19 protein-coding genes are annotated in these 18,552 nt (G+C 36.6%); all 19 read right to left on the reverse strand.

What is annotated here, in order from left to right; translation table 11 throughout:
• Nucleotides 1-222 precede the first annotated feature (222 nt).
• Nucleotides 223-1,464, reverse strand: coding sequence for a glutamate-5-semialdehyde dehydrogenase (locus BHF70_RS02435; RefSeq protein WP_075758746.1), 1,242 nt, complete (start codon nt 1,462-1,464; stop codon nt 223-225).
• A gap of 13 nt (nt 1,465-1,477) precedes the next feature.
• The gene (locus tag BHF70_RS02440; protein ID WP_075758747.1) at nt 1,478-1,687 is read right to left on the reverse strand and encodes a DUF896 domain-containing protein; all 210 of its coding nucleotides are present in this window, start codon (nt 1,685-1,687) and stop codon (nt 1,478-1,480) included.
• A gap of 3 nt (nt 1,688-1,690) precedes the next feature.
• Nucleotides 1,691-2,548, reverse strand: coding sequence for a glutamate 5-kinase (gene proB, locus BHF70_RS02445; RefSeq protein ID WP_075758748.1), 858 nt, complete (start codon nt 2,546-2,548; stop codon nt 1,691-1,693).
• Nucleotides 2,549-2,571: 23 nt separating this feature from the next.
• A complete protein-coding gene (locus tag BHF70_RS02450) occupies nt 2,572-4,161 on the reverse strand; it encodes an NAD(P)/FAD-dependent oxidoreductase (RefSeq protein WP_075758749.1) in 1,590 nt (529 codons plus the stop codon).
• Nucleotides 4,158-5,375, reverse strand: coding sequence for an NAD(P)/FAD-dependent oxidoreductase (locus BHF70_RS02455; RefSeq protein WP_075758750.1), 1,218 nt, complete (start codon nt 5,373-5,375; stop codon nt 4,158-4,160). The genes BHF70_RS02450 and BHF70_RS02455 overlap by 4 nt, the downstream gene beginning before the upstream one ends.
• Nucleotides 5,376-5,416: 41 nt before the next feature.
• Entirely contained in the window at nt 5,417-5,785 is a 369-nt protein-coding gene (locus tag BHF70_RS02460; RefSeq protein WP_075758751.1) for a hypothetical protein, read from the reverse strand.
• 105 nt (nt 5,786-5,890) lie between these two features.
• Nucleotides 5,891-6,430 (reverse strand): hypothetical protein, encoded by a 540-nt coding sequence (locus tag BHF70_RS02465; RefSeq protein WP_075758752.1) that lies wholly within the window; start codon nt 6,428-6,430, stop codon nt 5,891-5,893.
• A gap of 147 nt (nt 6,431-6,577) precedes the next feature.
• A complete protein-coding gene (locus BHF70_RS02470) occupies nt 6,578-8,224 on the reverse strand; it encodes a putative polysaccharide biosynthesis protein (protein ID WP_075758753.1) in 1,647 nt (548 codons plus the stop codon).
• A complete protein-coding gene (gene ybeY, locus BHF70_RS02475; protein ID WP_075758754.1) occupies nt 8,221-8,733 on the reverse strand; it encodes an rRNA maturation RNase YbeY in 513 nt (170 codons plus the stop codon). The genes BHF70_RS02470 and ybeY overlap by 4 nt, the downstream gene beginning before the upstream one ends.
• Before the next feature lie 3 nt (nt 8,734-8,736).
• Entirely contained in the window at nt 8,737-9,741 is a 1,005-nt protein-coding gene (locus BHF70_RS02480; protein ID WP_075758755.1) for a PhoH family protein, read from the reverse strand.
• A 61-nt stretch (nt 9,742-9,802) separates the two neighbouring features.
• A complete protein-coding gene (locus BHF70_RS02485) occupies nt 9,803-11,038 on the reverse strand; it encodes a sporulation protein YqfD (RefSeq protein WP_075758756.1) in 1,236 nt (411 codons plus the stop codon).
• Between the two features lie 13 nt (nt 11,039-11,051).
• Nucleotides 11,052-11,318, reverse strand: coding sequence for a YabP/YqfC family sporulation protein (locus tag BHF70_RS02490; RefSeq protein ID WP_075758758.1), 267 nt, complete (start codon nt 11,316-11,318; stop codon nt 11,052-11,054).
• A gap of 90 nt (nt 11,319-11,408) precedes the next feature.
• Entirely contained in the window at nt 11,409-11,585 is a 177-nt protein-coding gene (gene rpsU / locus BHF70_RS02495; RefSeq protein ID WP_015530429.1) for a 30S ribosomal protein S21, read from the reverse strand.
• Between the two features lie 103 nt (nt 11,586-11,688).
• Nucleotides 11,689-14,328 carry an alanine--tRNA ligase gene (alaS, locus tag BHF70_RS02500; RefSeq protein WP_075758760.1) on the reverse strand — a complete coding sequence of 880 codons (2,640 nt, stop codon included), beginning with the start codon at nt 14,326-14,328 and terminating at the stop codon, nt 11,689-11,691.
• Nucleotides 14,329-14,572: 244 nt separating this feature from the next.
• Entirely contained in the window at nt 14,573-14,698 is a 126-nt protein-coding gene (locus tag BHF70_RS12750; protein ID WP_269145767.1) for a hypothetical protein, read from the reverse strand.
• Between the two features lie 56 nt (nt 14,699-14,754).
• Complete coding sequence (gene hisIE, locus BHF70_RS02505) at nt 14,755-15,990, reverse strand: bifunctional phosphoribosyl-AMP cyclohydrolase/phosphoribosyl-ATP diphosphatase HisIE (RefSeq protein WP_075758761.1); 1,236 nt, start codon at nt 15,988-15,990, stop codon at nt 14,755-14,757.
• 1 nt (nt 15,991) lies between these two features.
• Nucleotides 15,992-16,579, reverse strand: a complete 588-nt coding sequence (gene hisB, locus BHF70_RS02510) for an imidazoleglycerol-phosphate dehydratase HisB (RefSeq protein WP_075758763.1) — start codon at nt 16,577-16,579, stop codon at nt 15,992-15,994.
• A gap of 5 nt (nt 16,580-16,584) precedes the next feature.
• Nucleotides 16,585-17,889, reverse strand: a complete 1,305-nt coding sequence (gene hisD / locus BHF70_RS02515; protein ID WP_192846093.1) for a histidinol dehydrogenase — start codon at nt 17,887-17,889, stop codon at nt 16,585-16,587.
• A 9-nt stretch (nt 17,890-17,898) separates the two neighbouring features.
• Entirely contained in the window at nt 17,899-18,546 is a 648-nt protein-coding gene (hisG, locus tag BHF70_RS12495; RefSeq protein WP_192846094.1) for an ATP phosphoribosyltransferase, read from the reverse strand.
• Nucleotides 18,547-18,552 lie beyond the last annotated feature (6 nt).

Raw genomic sequence — 18,552 nt, forward strand, 5'->3', positions numbered from 1 at the left:
AAACTATATCATAAGTTTTTTCTTAAGGAAAATCAACAAATGTACTGGATTTCAAACAATTTTCTTTTCTTTTCGATAAACTTCTTATGATATCTGATTGTGGTTTTAATCCCATATTTTTTGGAATTATTTCCCAAAACAAAAAGAGTTTCCACCTAGAAACATGAAAACTCCTTTGCACATATGGAAATATAACACAATTTAAAAAATTTTTCAATAGTTTTATTTTCTAATCTGTCCATTACCATAAATAATAAATTTTGTTGTAGTTAAAGCATTTAATCCCATTGGTCCGCGTGCATGTATTTTCTGGGTACTGATTCCGATTTCAGCACCAAAACCAAATTCAAAACCATCAGTAAAACGTGTTGAAGCATTGACATATACCGCTGCTGCATCAATTTTTTCAAGAAATGCCTGCGCATTCTGGTAGGAATCTGTCACGATTGCTTCTGAATGTCCAGTATTATAATGATTGATATGAGCAATTGCCTCATCAAAATCATTCACTGTCTTAACTGAAATGATTGCATCCAGATATTCTGTTCCCCAGTCTTCTTCCACAGCGGAAATCACAGATGAATTTAATGCACAAATCTCTTTGTCGCCTCGAATCTGAACTCCTTTTTCCAGCAACGCCTCGATAATAGCCGGTCCATGACTCTTAACAATATTTTTATGTAAAACCAGTGACTCGCATGTATTACATGTTCCTAATCTCTGGGTTTTAGCATTCACGATTATTTTTACCGCCATATCTTTTTGTGCAAATTCATCTACATAAACATGACAGTTTCCTGTTCCAGTCTCAATAACCGGAACTGTGCTGTTTTTTACCACCGCCTGTATAAGCCCGGCTCCACCTCTTGGAATCAGAACATCAAGATATTCATTTAACTGCATCATTTTTGTGGCAGTTTCCCTGCTGGTATCCGTAAGAAGCTGAATACTGTACTTTGGCATTCCACATATTTCCAGTGTCTTCTGAATCACATTTGTAATGGCAAGATTAGAATTCAATGCATCACTGCCTCCGCGAAGCAGACATGCATTTCCTGTTTTAAAGCAAAGGGCAAATGCATCAGCTGTAACGTTTGGTCTGGATTCATAAATAATACCTACAACCCCCAATGGGACTACCTTTTTTCCTATTAGAAGACCATTTGGAGTTCGCTGCATATGTTCTACCGCTCCAATAGGATCTCCCAGATCAGATACCTGGCGAAGTCCTTCTGCCATTCCTGCAATACGTTCTGCCGTCAGAGTCAGACGGTCAACTAACGCTTCTGTCATTCCATTTTCTCTTGCAGCTTTTACATCTTTTGCATTTTCCAAAAGAATATAATCATGATTTTCCACAAGACTTTTCGCTGCTTCTTTTAAAACGCTGTTTTTTTCCTGTGTCCCGGCTATTGCAAGAATCGCTGCTGCTTCTTTTGCCTGTTTACCTAACTGCTCTAACATAATTTTCCTCCTCTTAATGTTTTCCTTTAGGGCGAAGTGGCGTAATAGTGCCATCTTCATTTTGGATACTGATATTATTTAACTGCCCTCTTAAATTAGCACGAACAGACTGAATATATTCTGCCCGCAGTTTCTTCTGTTCTTTTTTTTGCTCTGCAGTTAATCCTACAGATTTTTCCAAATGATATAATTCATTGATTCTTTGAATTTTCTTCTCGTCCATTTCTCAGCCTTTCTTAAAATATGGTCTTTCTGTCAGATATGTCTTAAAATTAAAATCTTCTCTTTTATGAGCCAGGAATAAAGTCCCAAGATTATTTCCAGCCATCACTTTATTTACATTATTCAAATTGTCACTATTTAAAATGATCATATCTGCTCCGGCATCTGTTACAATATTAGCCGCGGCAATCTTCGTAGCCATTCCGCCGGTTCCAACCTTTGTCACTGCTCCTTTTGCCATGTTTTCAATTGTATCATTGATTACCGGAACCTCAGAAATCAATTCTGCCTCCGGATTTTTATGGGGATCGTCAGTATATAATCCATCTATATCTGTTAGAAGAATTAAAAGATCACCCTGTACCACAGCTGTTACCACTGCAGATAATGTATCATTATCTCCAAATTCAATTTCTTCAGTTGAAACCGTATCATTTTCATTTACGATTGGAATCACACCCAGTTTAAGCAGCTGCTCAAATGTATTTTTTGCATTGCGTCTTCTTTCATCATTAAGCATTGTTTCTTTTGTAATAAGAATCTGTGCAGATCCCTGATTATATTCTGCAAAAAGTTTCTGATAAATCATCATCAGCTGCCCCTGTCCAACTGCAGAACATGCCTGTTTCATCGGCAATGACTCTGGTCGTCCTGATAATCCCAATGCTTTAAATCCTACACCAATTGCCCCGGAAGAAACAAGTATAACGTCTTTCCCACTATTATGTAAATCTGTCAGCACTCTGACCAGTTTTTCCAGACGAAACAGATTAATATTTCCAGTGCTTTTGTGAATTAAAGAAGAAGTTCCCACTTTTACTACAATTCGTTTTTTATCTCTGAGTTTTTCACGATAGTTCATCTTTCTCTCCTTGTAACCTGCATTTAAAGGTATTTTACACTGTTTACCAATGCTTCTGCAACCTTTATTCCATCCATTGCTGCAGAAGTAATTCCTCCTGCATATCCTGCTCCTTCACCACAGGGATATAATCCTCTGATATTACTTTGATAGTCTTTGGATCTTTCCATACGTACCGGTGAAGAAGTTCTGGCTTCAATTCCCGATAAAACAGTATCATTTCTGTTAAATCCCTGAATCTTCCTCTGAAAATATTCCATACCCTCACAGATAGCCTCTGACACTTCTTCTGGAAGACATTCTCTTATATTCGCAAAAATGGTTTCTCCTTTGGAATTTGGAAGAATCTCCCCATATTCTTGAGAAATCCTGTTTTTTCTAAAATCTTCTAAAAGCTGTACCGGTATTTTCCCGTTTCCTGCCTGAAAAGCTTTTTCTTCCCATTTTCTCTGAAATTCCACGCCTGCAAGGGGACTGTTATTACCAAAATCATCTGGAGTAACACTCACAATAATGGCACTGTTGGAATTGGATCCCATACGATCATGATTACTCATCCCGTTTACAGTTAAATGCCCTTCCTCAGAAGACGCATTTACAACAAAGCCTCCTGGACACATACAAAATGAATAAACACTTCTTCCATTTTGTGCATGGTATGTAAGCTTATAAGATGCGGTAGGAAGATCATGCCTTTCATAATCATCACCATACTGCGACTGATTGATCATCTCTCTCGGATGCTCTACTCTGACACCCATGGCAAATGCCTTGGCAGTCATATTCATTCCCTTTTCCAGAAGAGTATAGAAAGTATCTCTGGCACTATGTCCTGGTGCAAGTATGACAGCATCTGCAGGTACTTTTTCGCGACCATTTATAATAACCCCTTTAATAACATCCTTATCTATTATAAAATCGGAAACTTTAGCCCCAAAACGCACCCGTCCTCCCAGTCTCTCTATTTCATGTCTCATATTGGCAACAACATGACATAATAAATCTGTTCCAATATGTGGTTTGTTTTCATATAATATTTCCTCAGGAGCACCAAACTCAACAAATGTTTCCAGAACAAAATGATTTCTTCCAAATTTATCCTTGACCAGTGTGTTCAGTTTTCCATCAGAAAAAGTACCGGCTCCTCCTTCTCCAAACTGAACATTTGATTCAGTATTTAACTTTCCTGTTTTCCAAAAATGTTCCACATCAGCTGTTCTTTGCTCCACAGACTGTCCTCGTTCCAGTACAACAGGATTCATTCCTGATCGCGCAAGCATAAGAGCTGCAAAAAGACCTGCAGGTCCCATACCGATCACTACAGGTGGATTTTTTGTTTTTCTTTTATTTACCGGAAAACAATATTTTTTTTGCTGAACCTTGATAATATTTCGATTTTTATTTTTCTTTAAAAATAATGTTTCCTGTTCATGCCCCATCTCCACATCAACAGCATAAACATATAAAATAGCATCCTTTTTTCTGGCATCAATGGATTTCTTTTGAATAGTCCAGCTCTTAATCTGAATATTATGTAATACCTTTTTAATTTTTTGTTCCAGCTGCCCCTTACTATGATTTACCGGCAGCTTTATCTGATTGATTCTGATCATATTTTTCCTATCTGGCTTCCTGCAATAAATCCGGATGTAAATGCCCATTGCAGATTATATCCCCCGCACGTGCCATCTACATCCAGCAGTTCACCAGTTACATATAGTCCTTTCAATATTTTTGATTCCAGAGTTCCCTGGATAATTTCCTTTGTTGATACACCTCCAGCGGTAACCTGAGCCATATCAAAGCCTTTATAACCGATGATTTCAATTTCAAACGACTGTATCATTCCTATAATACGATGAAACTCATCTTCCGTCATTTTCTTTACAGATTTATCAGGTGAGACATTTAAACGTTTCAAAATCCCAAAAACCAGCTTCTTATTTAAAAATCCCTGAAAAAACTCTTCTACTGTCTTATACTGACAGTTCTTTAAAAACAGCCTTGCCGTTTCCTGCAGGGTCATTTGATCCGGCATGAGATCTAGAAAAATTTTAACCTTTTTTCTCCTCCTCAGTGCATCGATGGCAAACCGACTGATCTGAAAAACAGGTATCCCTGATATTCCATATTTAGTAAACTGAACTTCTCCATATTCCTCTGCAATCAATTCGTTATTGGCAAAAACTTTGAGTCTGCACACATTCCTTACCCCGGAAATCAACGAAAAATAATTTCCCTTTCCTTCTAATGCAACCAGTGCAGGAAAGGTGTCTGTGATTCTGTGATGAAATCCTTTTGCAAGCTTATAACCACTTCCGTTGCTTCCAAGCTTCTCCTGGGCACATCCTCCCGTGGCAAGAATCAGATTTTTCCCCTGAAAAGTTTTTTCGTTGCCATAGACATAAAATGTATCTTTAATTTTCTCTGCTTTTTGGACCTCAAACCCTGTTATAACATCAATTGCTAAACTGTTTATTTTGGCAGTCAGAACATCTACAACAGTGGAAGCCTGAAAAGATGCCGGGTAATAATATCCGTTCTGTTGAGTCATCAGCATTCCCAGTGATTCAAAAAAACGGATTAGTTCCGGCAGACCAAACATCTCTAGCATTCCGTATGGAAAATGCGGAAGATTTCCTCGATATGACATCTGATCCATATGATCATTGGAAAGATTACATCTTCCATTACCTGTAGCAAGGATTTTTTTTCCCAGCTTATCCATTCGTTCTAAAAGAAGCACTCTGTTTCCATTGGACGCTGCTGAAATCGCAGCCATCATTCCAGATGCACCTCCACCTGTAATTATTACATCATACTTCATTTATTTCCTCCCATTTATGTCTATTACGTTTTATTATAATGCTAACTGCTGCAAGACTCAAGAAAATGATACACTTCTTCACGGGTTCTAAATATTTTTTTCCCCTTTAAAAGTTTTAAAACATCCTGAGGCAGTTCATCCTTTTTCAAATCTGTATATTCAAATACTTCTTTTGTCTGATTATTGATTACTACCAGATTCCCATCTCTTACATCCAGCCCATAAGTTGTTTTTGCCTTTTTTTCAATTTTCTTTTCTTCTTTTTCCTGTTGAGTTATAGTAGATTGAACCTGATGAATTAATTTTTCCTTTTCCATATCTTTCCGGTAAAAAGCCACATAATACATATATCCGCAAAGGCCTGTAATTACAAGCATATATATAAGTAAAAATCGATTAATTTTATTCATAGAAACACTCCTTTTGCTTAAGTGTCCCCCCAAATAATATAAAATATACAAAAAGGGAAGTGAAATATTTTCATTCTACCCACTTCCACACACCATTGTACTATACTATATTCCAAAGCAAATCAGAGAATTGCCTCCGTTTATAAGAACTTTATTATCTCGAACTATATAGGAATTCTTATTTCCACGTCCCAATTCCGTATAATCAACATCGTAGGCTGCAATCCATTTGCCATCTTCTTTTCGTAAATCAATATTACATTCAATATTTGAAACATACCAGCTCTTTAATTTGTCATAACTGATTCCAAGAATAGGGACTTTTTTAAAATTCCCCTGATAAGTATCTGAATCGCATTGAAATTTGATATTATAATTTCCCTGCTTTCTTCCAGATAAATCGAAATAGTATGCTCCGTCTTTTTCTTTTACAACAAATTCATTATCTGACTTTTCCCCCTCAAATTGACTTCTAAGAAATAAAGTCGATATGGTATCACACTCTTTTCCATTTACAGTTAAATAGATCTTGATATGGATACGTTCCCTTAATATTAATTCCGGCAGATAAAAAAAGGACAAGAAAACGATCGCAAACAGGCTTATTAATACAAAACTTAAATAAATAACACGTTTCTTCATCATACTATCCCCCTTCGGACATCATCTAACGTCCTGGCAATTATTTTTCCTTATCTAGTAATACCATTTTATCTGGGAAAACATACTATTTATTGTAATAAATCTTACGTTTTTCTGAATATTACAATTTAGAAACGTGTTTTATTTCCTTTATAATAATTTTAGTTTTTTTGCAAATTTAATAATCAAATGTCCTTTTGGCACATTACGTAGTTCTTCTTCCGTAAATACTTTCATTCCAATGATTGCAGCAAAGTATACAATGACTCCCACCGGAATTGCAATTACCAGACAAACAGCAAAGCCCAGACGTCCAAATGGAAGAACTTTCATTAGTACAAAACGAACGATACCAACTACAACCCCCATTATAATTGCACCAATTCCCGGTTTAATAAAGGTTTTAGAAAATTCCTGTTTAAAACCTGTATATTTTTTAATGGACAATGCATTTAAAATGCACATTACAAAAGAAAATGCCATTGTTGCAAATACCAATCCATAAGTTTTGCAGTTTGTAAAACTTAATAGCGCCCACAAAACAACAATATTCACAACAACTGATATTGCCGCATGTCTTACTGGAACTTTCATTTTTCCCATACCTTGAAGAATTCCATTGGTGAGGGTCGATAAGCAATAGAAGATAACAGATACAGCCCCTACTCTTAACATATTTGCACCAAGTCCTTTTCCGTATTTTGCACCAAAAAGCAGTCCATTGATTGGTCCATTTAAAACTCCAAGCCCGACAGCACATGGAATAGCTATCATCATAGTAACTTTAATTGCCATCTGAATGCTATCATTCATTTTATCGGTTTTTCCCAAAGCATATGCACCAGACACATTTGGAACAATGGCATTGGATAAAGCGGAAGCCATAGCTACAGGAACATTGATCAATACATTGTACTGCCCTGCAAAAATACCGTATACAGAAGAAACTGTTTTGGGCACCATACCTTTTCCTGCCATAATATTACTAAAAATGGTCTGGTCTATGGTTGCACTGCAATTATAAATGGCAGTGCTAAAAATAACAGGTGTAATGGTCAGCAGTAGAATTTTTAGTACATTTCCATAAGATTCTACATATTTTGTCCGATCATGACGCATCTGTATTTTGATTTTCGGCTGATATAGCTTGTACACAATCACGCAGAATACAAGTCCTGTTAAAACCCCTACTTCGGTACCAATGGCACTTCCGGCAGCACCATGTCTGGCAATCTGATAGGTAATTTCTTTTGATGGCAGATATGGTAAAATTAATACATAAGCCATTAAAATACTGAAAATAGCATTTAAAATCTGCTCAATGATCTGCGAAATCGAAGTAGGAACCATAGTATTATGTCCTTGGAAGTATCCGCGAAATACGCCAAGAATTCCAGAAAAGAATATGGTCGGTGATATGGTTTGCAGTGCCAGCTGTGCTCCCTTCTGGTGTCCTACAAAATAAGGTGCTCCAAAATACGCTATCAAAGAGGCAGCACCACCTACTATAACCGCATAAATCAAAGCTCCGCGAAAAATACGTTGTGCATTAATATATTCACGCTTGGCTAATCTTGCAGCAATTGCTTTTGATACAGCCAGCGGAATACTAAAAGATGCAATCAGCAGGATAATATTATAAATATTATAAGCAAAGCTATAATATCCCATTCCCTCTTCGCCAATAATGCTAAACAGAGGGCTGCGATATAATAATCCAATGATACGGCAAACTATGGATGCTCCTGCTAAAATCATTCCCTGGACTAAAAATGAATTTTTTCTGCTCTTACTCATACTAAACCTCTTTCATCTCTTGTATATCGGGTTTTTACAAGAATTTCTTCCTGCTTTTCCTCCATCTCTTTTCGTTCATCTTCTTCCATATGGTCATATCCAAACAAATGCAGCATACTGTGGGCAATCAGAAAAGCATATTCTCTTTCTCTACTGTGACCGTATGCATCTGCCTGCTCCCATACTTTATCCATTGATATCACAATATCTCCAAGAAGAAACTCCCCGGTTTCGGGATGAAACAGCATATCATCTTCTTCAATTTCTGAAAAGTCCCCCGGTGCCGGATAATCTGCCATCGGAAATGATAATACATCTGTCGGTCTGTCAATTTCTCTTTGTTCTTTATTGATCTGATGAATGGTATCATTATCAACTAATAATACATTAACTTCACATTCATAAGGACAGTCAACATAATCTATAGCTGCCTCAATTACTTCATGTGCAATTTTTTCATAAGGAATATCAATTTTACCCTGATATTCATTTTCTAATATTATACTCATAATCTACCTGTCTTTTGTTTTCTTCCGACTACTTTTATTTTTTCGTGATTCTTTTGCTTCCTCATATTTATCATAGGCAGCAACAATCTGCTGTACCAGCGGATGACGTACGACATCTTTATTGGTTAAGTGAGAAATTCCTATATCTTTTACTTTTCCCAATACCTGAAGCGCTTCCTCTAAACCTGAAATACTGTCAAATGGCAGATCTTTCTGGGTCATATCTCCTGTTATGATAGCCTTGGATCCGAAACCAATTCTTGTGAGGAACATCTTCATCTGAGCCGGAGTTGTATTCTGTGCTTCATCCAAAATAATATAAGCATTATCCAGTGTACGTCCTCTCATATAGGCTAAAGGTGCCACCTCGATTAATCCCTTTTCCATATTTTTCATAAATGCATCTGCTCCCAGAATCTCATATAATGCATCATATAGAGGCCGAAGATATGGGTCAACTTTGCTTTGAAGATCACCAGGAAGAAATCCTAATTTTTCTCCTGCTTCAATGGCTGGCCTTGTAAGAATAATTCTATTCACTTCATCATTTTTAAAAGCTGTAATTGCCATTGCCATTGCAAGATATGTTTTTCCTGTTCCGGCAGGACCTACTCCAAAAGTAATCATTTTATCTTTTATCTGCTCCACATACTTCTTTTGCCCCAGAGTTTTTGGCTTTACCGCCTTTCCCTGAATTGTATGACAGATTACGTCCTTATCAAGTCCAATTAGATGTGCAGGCTGATCATCCATAGATAAAGATAATGCATAATTAACATTTTGTTCTGTGATAGCATTTCCTCTCCTGGACAGCTCCAATAGCTCTTCAATCACTGAAACAGCGTGGTTTACTGCCTGCTGACTTCCGATACATTTAAGTTTATCACCTCTAAGAATCAGACTGACGTGTAGTGTTTTTTCTATTTTTTTCATGTATACGTCAAACTGCCCAAACACATTTCCGCCGTGTTCTGCAGGAAAATTCATTTCTATCTCTATAGGATTCATTCATGCTGCTCCTTTCCCTATATTCTTATGGTATTTTACCATTAGCATCAAAGTTTTTCAACTACTGGGATGCAGTGGTAGGCATGATCTTTTCTTCCTGCTTCTTCGTTAAAGCCTTAATATTCCTGATTTTCCCGACTTTTTCTTCCTGAATAATATACCCTTCTGCTGTATATCCATTTCCTTTTTTCTTGTAACAAATCTCCTGATGAAGAATTTTGATACCCATATTTTCTTTTTTCTTCAAAAAACCATTCAACCTGCTTTTTAGTTTCATTTCAGCCTGCTTTTTGCTATTTTTCTTCATCACTGACTGATATGATTGCATGGTTTGAAGATAAAATCCTGCCGGAAGATAAAAAGAACTCCCAATTTTTAATGGATATCTTTTTTCTATAATATTTGTATGAATATCCTTTTTCTTTTTAGGAAAATTTAAATGGTATGATCCCATATAAATACTTTTTATATAATGTTTAGTCTTTACAATTTTCTTTTCATAATAATCTTCTGGAATGGTTTCTTTATATGCTTCTCTGGTTTTCATGTAGATTTCTCCATCCGCTGTAATTTTATCAGTTTCTGTAACCTGAAAATCATCACTATAATAATAGATTAATCCAGAAATCAATGTGGTCCCTTTTTTTATTCGATCGCCTGCTGATACCAGTGGTGTCCCGCTTTTCACTGACAATTTAGTAATAATTCCATCTTTGTTTGCCACAATATCACATGGCTTTTTAGAGTTTTGTTTTGTTTCTCGATCCAAAGTTTCTTTTATTTCAATATGAAGTTGTGTTCCCTGAAGAGAGCATGACACCCAGGCTATATCCTCATAATCTTCTCTTAAACGATCTTCCAGCTGATTACAATCTATTTTCTTTTTGTAAGTTCCGGGTTTATAGTAATTGGATGTTACATATTTTAAAATATCATTTTCTGAATAAATTTCACTTCCTGAAACAGTAATCTCCCATATAAACTGACTTAACAGAAAAATCAAAAACAAACCCATTGATACTGAAAAAAAGAATGCTTTACGCTTTCTGTGTTCCAGTAAAAAAAAAGGGAGTCCAGTTCCCCCACAATTTTTCAAAACAGTATGTGTCTTTTGAGCCAGATTCTGAACTGAAGAACTGGCACTTTTCCGAACATAAAAGCAATACCCTTTTTCATCTGGCTTTAAATCCCATAAAACAATATCATTTTTTGCACAAAGATTTAGAAATCTTTCTACATTCTGTCCTGATATTTCATAATAAAGACATCCAAACAAAAAGTGTAAAATCTTTTCCAATTATTTTCTCCCTTTACACATATTCCAATCGTTCAATTCTACCAGTAATTTTCATTCCATTCTGTGAATAATAATCAATGACAAGTTCTTTTCCATAAATACGAAGAGCCACATGATTTCCCTGAACCATAATCTGGTCATCTTCATATGCTAATATCCCCTTATAATTTTCAACAAAAATTTCTCTATTTCCTGTAACTGTTATAATAAAATCTCCAAATATCACATCTCTTGGCAGGGAAAGACCTTGAACAATAGCTTCTTTGGTTTTTTTTCTCATAAAATCTTCTCCTGCGGCATTTGGTTAAATATATGCAGAAAAAAAGCATCATATACCTATTACAGTAAATGATGCTTTATCATCCATTCATTATTTAGATTTTCTCTTACGAGCAGCTTCAGACTTTTTCTTACGTCTTACACTTGGCTTTTCGTAATGTTCTCTTTTGCGGATTTCCTGCTGAATTCCTGCTTTAGCACAGTTTCTCTTAAATCTGCGAAGAGCGCTATCTAAAGATTCATTTTCTTTAACGATTACGTTAGACATTCTTATTCCTGACCTCCCCTCCAGTCTTGTACTTGTGCATAGGACTGTTTGGGTATTATTTTCTTGCACTAGACTATTATACCATATTTTTGCATTTCGTCAACTAGGAAATTTGACTTTCTAAAACTTCTTTTACTTTTGCCACAGCATCCTGAATTCCTGCTGGATTTTTTCCTCCTGCCTGTGCCATATTAGGACGACCTCCGCCGCCTCCGCCAACACATCCTGCAATTTCTTTAATCAGATTTCCTGCATGAGCACCTTCCTTCTGTGCTCCATCTGTCACCATTGCAACAAGGAATACTTTGCCACCTTTAGATGACGCCAGAACAATGACTCCATCACCCAGTTTTTCTTTCAGGTTATCTCCCAGTTCCCGAAGTCCATTCATATCTACATCTTCTACCGCTGTTGCAAGAAGTTTTACTCCATTGACCTCTGTTACCTGATCCATAACATCTCCTAAAGCATCTTTTGCAAGTTTGCTCTTAAGAGATTCATTTTCACTTTTTAACTCTTTTACTTCTGCAAGCAAAGCCTCAATTCTCTTCATTAATCCTGCAGGAGTTGATTTTAACATGGTAGCTGCCATATTCAGCTCTTCTTCAATTTTATCATAATAATCAAAAACGCCCTGATCTGTAATAGCTTCAATTCGACGTACTCCGGATGCTACTCCGCTTTCTGATAAAATCTTAAATGCTGTAATTGTACCTGTATTACTTACATGAGTACCACCACAAAGTTCTACAGAAAAGTCTCCCATAGAGACAACTCTTACCTCATCTCCGTATTTTTCACCAAACAGTGCCATAGCACCTGTTTTCTTTGCATCTTCCATAGACATAACCTTCGTACTAACTGGGAGATTTTCTGCAATTTTACTGTTAACGATTTCTTCTACTTTTTTAATCTCTTCATCAGTCATTGGTGAAAAATGTGTAAAGTCAAATCTTAAATGCTTTGCATTATTTAAAGAACCTGCCTGTTCTACATGAGTTCCCAGAACTTCACGTAAGGCTTTCTGAAGAAGATGAGTTGCACTGTGATTCTTTTGTGCCAGTTTACGGTTCTTTTCATCTACATTGAATACAACCTTATCACCCATTTTAAAGGTTCCTTCAACTACATGTCCCACATGTCCGATTTTACCACCGGAAAGTTTGATAACATCTTCTACTTCAAAAGATGCATTGTCACTTAAAATCACACCTTTGTCTGCTTCCTGACCACCACTGGTAGCATAAAAAGTTGTCTGATCTGCAACGATTGTTCCTACCTGACCTTTTGATAATTCCTCTACCACTTCTTTATCAGTTGTCATAGCTGTAATGGTACCATCACAGGTTAATGCATCATATCCAAGGAAAATAGATGTCATTGCAGGATCCAGCTGCTCATAAACTGTAACATCTGCGCCCATATAATTGGTAACTTTTCTTGCTTTTCTGGCAGTTTCTCTCTGAATCTGCATTTCTTTCTCAAAACCATCCTGATCAACTGTAAATCCTTTTTCTTCAAGAATCTCAATTGTTAAATCCAGCGGGAATCCATAGGTATCATACAATTTAAATGCATCACTTCCAGGCAGTTCTTTCTTTCCTTCTGCTTCCATAGATTTTTCCATATCTGCAAGAATAGAAAGTCCCTGATCGATTGTCTTATTAAACTGTTTTTCTTCCTGAGATAGGTGATTAAAGATAAATTCAGCTTTTTCTTCCAGTTCCGGATAACCATCTTTGGATTCCTGAATGACTACTTTACTGATATCTGTCAGGAATAAGTGATTGATGCCAAGAAGTCTGCCATGTCTTGCTGCACGACGAATCAGTCTGCGCAGCACATATCCACGTCCTTCATTGGAAGGCATAATTCCATCAGAAAGCATGAAAGTTGCAGAACGAATATGGTCTGTGATAACACGTACAGACACGTCTGTATCATAATCTTCACCATAGACTACTCCTGCCACCTGACAGATCTTATCACGAATGGCTTTGATGGAATCTACATCAAAAATAGAATCCACTTCCTGTACCACAACCGCCAGACGTTCAAGACCCATTCCTGTATCAATATTCTTATTTTCCAATTCTGTGTAATTATTATGTCCGTCATTATCAAACTGAGTAAATACGTTATTCCACACTTCCATGTAACGGTCACAGTCACATCCTACAGTACAATCAGGTTTACCACATCCGTATTTTTCTCCACGGTCATAGTAAATTTCAGAACATGGTCCACAAGGTCCTGCTCCATGTTCCCAGAAATTATCTTCTTTTCCAAAACGGAAAATACGCTCTGGTGCAATCCCGATTTCTTTTTCCCAGATTTCAAATGCTTCATCATCATCCTGATAGACAGAAGGATATAATCTATCCGGATCAAGTCCGATTACTTCTGTTAAAAATTCCCATGACCAGGCAATAGCTTCATGTTTAAAATAATCTCCAAAAGAGAAATTCCCAAGCATTTCAAAAAATGTACCATGTCTTGCTGTTTTTCCAACATTTTCAATATCTCCGGTACGAATACACTTCTGACAGGTTGTAACTCTTTTTCTTGGTGGTACTTCCTGTCCTGTAAAATATGGTTTTAATGGCGCCATTCCCGCATTAATCAACAGTAAACTGTTATCATTTTTTGGTACCAGAGAAAAACTCTTCAATGCCAAATGATCTTTACTCTCAAAAAACTCAAGATACATCTTTCTGAGTTCATTCACTCCGTATGCTTTCAATTATTTGTCCTCCTAATGTTAAGTTCTATATCTCCAGACATCATGTGATAGCTTTCTTCTGTTCATAAGAATTCATTTTACGAAATAAAAGAAAACCTTAAATAAGGTCTTCTTCCATTTCCAGAACAAAGCGGACAAGTCCGCTGTTAACTCCCTGTAATCCTCTATCATGAGGGACTATTACGCTTTAGCGTAGCAAGGTTTTTCCTAATGAAATAATAAATAAGTTCAAGCCTGTCACAGGTTATGCTTTATTTCTCTTTTTCTTTGCCGCAAGATATCTGCCAAAGAATGCTCCCCCAACAGACACTGCCAAAAGGAAAATAAACTTTATTCCATATGAGACTAGCTCTGATAAAAATGCTGTCATATCATGCCTCCTTATCTTATAAAGATGATTATATCAAATCATACAGTGAAAGACAATTATTTTCTTTCCATAAGTTCATTGGTTACCTGTTCCCAGGTCATACCTCTTTCTGCCATCAGAACCATCAGATGATACAGGAAATCTGAAATTTCATATTTCATTTCTTCAGGGTCCGGATTCTTAGCTGCAATAACGATCTCTGTACATTCTTCTCCAACTTTTTTAAGGATTTTATCAATTCCTTTATCAAAGAGGTAATTGGTATATGATCCTTCCTTAGGATGAGCTTTGCGATCCATAATAACATCATATACATCCTGAAATACATTCATTGGATTATCATCTTTAAAATCTTTCTTTATTAAATCTGTAAAGAAACAGGAATAACTACCTGTATGACAGGCATTTCCAACCTGTCTGACTTTTGCCAGCAACGTATCCTTATCACAATCTATAGTTAGCGATTTTACATACTGATAATGACCGGATGTATCTCCTTTGACCCATAATTCTTTACGACTTCTGCTGTAATATGTCATAACTCCAGTTTCAATGGTTTGCTCAAATGCCTCTTTTGTCATATATGCAACCATTAAAACTTCGTTTGTTTTATAATCTTGTGTAACTACAGTCAACATTCCGTCACTGTTTAGCTTAAATTCTTCAAAAGGAATCGGACTTTCAAAAGTCTGAACATCAACACCCTGAGCCTGTAATTCCTTTTTCACACCAAGGACTGAAAATGTGCCGGCATCATGAATAGAAATACTTTCTGCATTTGTCACTTCCAATGTTTCCACAATATCATCTGTAGAAGCCACACTTACAATAACAGGAAGAGTCACCTGACTTTTAACTGCTTTCACTGCTTCTTCAGTTTTATCATACCCATGATTGGCTAAAAGTAATAATTCTCCTGCCCCAAGGCGCTCCATTTCTTTTGCAAATTCATCTGGTGCATCCATCTGTTCCAAATCCATGGAAACAATAACCTGACTTTTTCCAAAACGATCAGATGCTTTCTTTACGATATCTTTATCAACAAGAACTGTAGCCCCAAGGCAGATTTTATCAGCCCCTGCATATAAAACTTTTTTAACATCCTCCAGATCTTTGATGCCGCCGCCTGCATATAACGGTACATCTATTACTTCTTTGATTGCCTTGATAGTGTCAATGGACACTTCTTTATCATAATATGCAATAGCATCTGCTCCGGTATGATTATAATGTTTTGCAGACTCCACCGGTCTGGTTATATCAACACATGGAATCATTGTAATTTTGCTCATTTTATAATGCTCCTTTCGTGGATAGCACATCCGTAATTCTTGGATCCATCATAGTTGCCTCATCTAATGCCTTTGCAAATGCTTTAAATGCTGCTTCAATAATGTGATGATTGTTTTCGCCATCCAGTTTTTTCAAATATAAATTCATGGCACTGCTATACGAAATCGCATAGAAAAATTCTTTTACCATCTCTGTATCAAATTCTCCAACACGATCAACCGTAAACTCACAATCCATGTTAAAATACGGTCTTCCAGACAAATCTATGGCACAAAGCATCAAAGTTTCATCCATTGGAAGCATAAAAGAGCCATAACGTTTTATTCCTTTCTTATCTCCAACTGCCTTTTTGATGGCTTCTCCAAGTACAATTCCAACATCTTCAATAGTATGATGGCAGTCAACCCAAAGATCCCCTTCCACCTGCACATCAAGATTAAAAAAACCATGACGGGCAAAACTATTTAACATATGATCAAAAAAACCCACACCTGTATGAATATTCGTTTTTCCATTTCCATCCAGATTTAATGTTAGTTTGATTTTTGTTTCGCTGGTATTCCTTTCAAGGGATGCACTTCTATTCATAAATTCTATCCTTCCTGTTCATTTTCAAATCTAACTTTCATTGAGTTTGCATGAGCTGTTAATTTCTCCTGATTTGCAAAAAATTCAATATCTTTGTGAACCGGCTCCAATGCTTCTCTTGAATAATATATCACACTTGACTTCTTAATAAAATCATCCACACTTAATGGTGAGAAAAATTTTGCTGTTCCATTGGTTGGAAGTACATGGTTTGGTCCTGCAAAATAATCTCCAAGTGGTTCGCAGCTATATTGTCCAATAAAGATCGCACCTGCATTTTTCACTCTTGTCATAACATCAAATGGATTTTCCGTCATTATTTCCATATGTTCAGACGCAATGGCATTGGCCACATCCACAGCTTCTTTCATATCCTTGGCAATAAGGATATATCCAAAAGATTCCAGGGATTTTTCCATAATTTCTTTTCTGGAAAGTTCATTTAAAAATCCATCAATTTCATCTGATACTTTCTGTGCCAGTTCTTCACTTGTTGTCACCAGAATTGCACTGGCCATCTCATCATGTTCAGCCTGAGAAAGCAGATCTGCTGCAACATATCTTGGATTAGCACTATCATCAGCCAAAACAAGAATCTCGCTAGGTCCTGCAATTGAATCGATACTGACATTTCCATAGACAGCTTTTTTTGCCAGTGCAACGAAAATATTACCTGGTCCTACAATTTTATCAACTTTAGGAATAGATTCTGTTCCAAAGGCCAGAGCCGCAATAGCCTGCGCTCCGCCAACTTTATATACTGCAGTGGCACCTGCTTCCTTTGCAGCAACAAGTGTATTGGCAGTTACTTTCCCATCTTTTCCAGGCGGTGTTGTCATAATGATATTTTTAACACCTGCTACATGTGCAGGAACAATATTCATCAATACAGAAGACGGATATACCGCTTTTCCACCAGGAACATAAACCCCGCAGCTTTCCATAGGAGTCACTTTTTGTCCCAGCATAACTCCATCTTCTCTTGTTTCAAACCAGCTGTTCTGAAGCTGCTTTTCATGGAAATCTCTGATATTTTTTATTGCTTTTCGAATAACCTCAATAAGCTTGTCATCAACCTGCTCATATGCTTCTTTTATTTCTTCTTCTGTTACCAGTATATTATCCGCATGAATGTCTGCACCATCAAACTGTCTGGTGTAATCAAACACAGCCTGATCGCCATTCTCTTTTACATTGGCAATAATCCCATCAACTTTTTCCTGAAATCCATCATAGTGATTTGGACTTCTCTTTAACAAGTCAGATAAAATATTATCTATGGAATCCTGATTTACTTTTACAATTCTCATATGTGCCCCCTATTTCTTCTCGTCTAATAATTTCTTTAATTCAAATATGATTTTACTGATTCTTTCCTGTTCCATTTTCTGGCTTACCTGGTTTACCACCATTCTTGCAGACAACGGACATACTTCCTCCAGTACTTCCAGACCGTTTTCCTTTAACGTGGTTCCGGTTTCAACAATATCAACAATAACTTCAGAAAGTCCCACAATTGGTGCTAATTCAACAGAACCATTTAATTTCACAATTTCAACTGTCTGAAGTTTCTGATTATTAAAATATTCTTTCGCAATATGCGGATATTTTGATGCAACGCGAATAATCTCGTTACCATTTAAATACTTCTTAGCCTCTTTAGGCCCGCAAACGCACATTTTACATGCACCGAATTTCAAATCCAGCACTTCATAGAGATTTCTTCCTTCTTCAAGAATGGTATCCTTTCCCACAACCCCAATATCGGCTGCACCATATTCCACATATGTAGGAACATCACTGGCTTTTGAAAGGAAAAACTTTAATTTCAGTTCTTCATTCACAAAAATCAGTTTTCGTGTTTTCTCATCTTTCATCTCTTCACAGGTAATACCAATCTGTTCCAGCAAAGATAATGTTTTTTTAGCAAGCCGGCCTTTCGCCAAAGCAAATGTAATATATCTCATCTATCC

The organism is Anaerostipes sp. 494a, from assembly GCF_001940315.1.
Classification (GTDB): Bacteria; Bacillota; Clostridia; order Lachnospirales; family Lachnospiraceae; genus Anaerostipes; species Anaerostipes faecalis.